Annotated in this window: 2 protein-coding genes; one reads left to right on the forward strand and one right to left on the reverse strand. The window is 72.6% G+C overall.

Annotated elements, in window-relative coordinates; translation table 11 throughout:
• Positions 1-436 (forward strand): alpha/beta hydrolase family protein (locus AOK11_RS34995; RefSeq protein ID WP_240497610.1); only part of this gene is annotated, 436 nt, incomplete at its 5' end.
• Positions 437-561: 125 nt separating this feature from the next.
• Here the strand turns inward: AOK11_RS34995 and AOK11_RS35000 are convergent.
• Positions 562-1659, reverse strand: coding sequence for a lytic polysaccharide monooxygenase auxiliary activity family 9 protein (locus AOK11_RS35000; RefSeq protein ID WP_055597682.1), 1098 nt, complete (start codon positions 1657-1659; stop codon positions 562-564).
• Positions 1660-1847 lie beyond the last annotated feature (188 nt).

Raw genomic sequence — 1847 nt, forward strand, 5'->3', positions numbered from 1 at the left:
CCTCGGCGGCGCCGCCGAGGTGAACGCCCTCGTCGGAATCGCGCCCAGCAACCACGGCACCACCCTCGCCGGCCTCACCAACCTGCTGCCGTACTTCCCGGGCGTCGGCCACCTGCTGAACGAGGCGACCCCCGCCCTCGCCCAGCAGGTCGCCGGCTCGGACTTCCTCACCCGGCTCAACGCGGGCGGCGACACCGTGCCCGGCGTCCGCTACACCGTCATCGCCACCCGGTACGACGAAGTGGTCACCCCCTACCGCAGCCAGTACCTGAGCGGGCCCAACGTGCACAACGTCCTGCTCCAGGACCTGTGCCCGGTCGACCTGTCCGAGCACCTGGCGATCGCGCTGATCGACCGGATCGCCTTCCACGAGGTCGCCAACGCCCTCGACCCGTCCCGTGCCCGCCCCACCACCTGCGCCTCGGTGTTCAGCTGACACGTGTAGCCGAAGCGGGCCGCTGACACGTGTACGCGCCCGTGCGCATGCCGGGGCCTGTCCGGCCTGAGCCGCCGGACAGGCCCCGGTTCACGGTCGACGCGGGGTCAGCGGTCGACACGGGGTCAGCGGTCGTGCCGCCCGTTCGCCGCACGCCGCCGGGTGGAGGCGAACAGCGCCGCCGAACCGAGCGCCAGGGCGGCGGCCCCGCCGACCATCAGGTACGGGGTGTTCCCGTCGCCGCCGGTCTCCGCGAGGTTCCCCGAAGTGCCGGCCGCCTTGGGCTGGTTGGCGGCGACGTCGGCACCGTCGGCGCTGTCGTCGGCGCCGTCGCCGTCGCCCGGCGTGTCACCGGAGGTGTGGTCGCCGGCCGGGGTCGGCTGCGCGGTGGTGTGCGGGTCGTCGTCCCCGTGGCCGTGGTTCTCGATGGTCGACTTGTCGGTCCCCTCGTCGATCTGCTCCTCGGAGGGCGCGGAGGCGACCGGTGCCGGGGCGGCCTCGTCCTTGGGCGTGTCACCGGCGCCGGACTCGTTTCCGCCGTCGTCGGCGCCCTCGCTCGCGCCTCCTCCTGCTCCTCCTGCTCCTCCTTCTCCTCCGAAGGCGACGTCGGAGCAGGAGTAGAACGCCTCCGGGCTGTCCGAGCGCTGCCACACCGCGTACAGCAGCTGCTTGCCCGAGCGCTCGGGAAGGGTGCCGGTGAACGTGTAGAAGCCGTCGGCGGCGGCCGGGTCGGTGGCCGTCGCCACCGGGTTCGCCAGATCCAGATCGCCCCAGCCCAGCGGCTGGGCCGGGTCGTAACCGGGCTTGGTGATGTACACCTCGAAGGAGCCCTTGTGCGGGGCCGTCACCCGGTACTTGAAGGTGTACGAGCCGCTGCTCACCGACGTCGCGGGCCAGTCGGCGCGGGCCAGGTCGAGCCCCTTGAACGCCTCGTTGCCCGCGCTGCACAGCTTGCCGTCGGGGATCAGTTCCTCGTGGCGTCCGCCCGCGTCGCCGATGCGTACGCCGTTCCAGTCGTAGAGCGCCTGGGTACCGCCGGCCGCGACCGCCGCCCGGCACGCCGCCGACTTCGGGCTCTCCGGCCCCTCGGCGAAGCACTGCGCGACCCTGCTGACCGGATCACCCATCGAGCCGTGCGCGGCCGCCGGCGAGGCGGACAGCCCGGTCAGGGCGAGCGGGACGATACCGACGGCGGCGACAGCGGCCTTGCGGCGTGCGGGCATGGGGCAGCAACTCCTCGGACGATCACTGGGCCTGGGGGGAATCCCGTGGGGGGATGGCTCAGAAACTAGCCCCGGGAAACCGGGAAATCGCCTGCCGAAGGCCGCTCGTGGAGATCCTTATGGCCCCGTTAAGGGAGTGCTCAGGCTGGGATCAGGTAGGAGCCCGTGAGCGGCCTTCGGCAGGCGAT

It is taken from the genome of Streptomyces hirsutus, from assembly GCF_001418415.1.
Taxonomy (GTDB): domain Bacteria; phylum Actinomycetota; class Actinomycetes; order Streptomycetales; family Streptomycetaceae; genus Streptomyces; species Streptomyces hirsutus.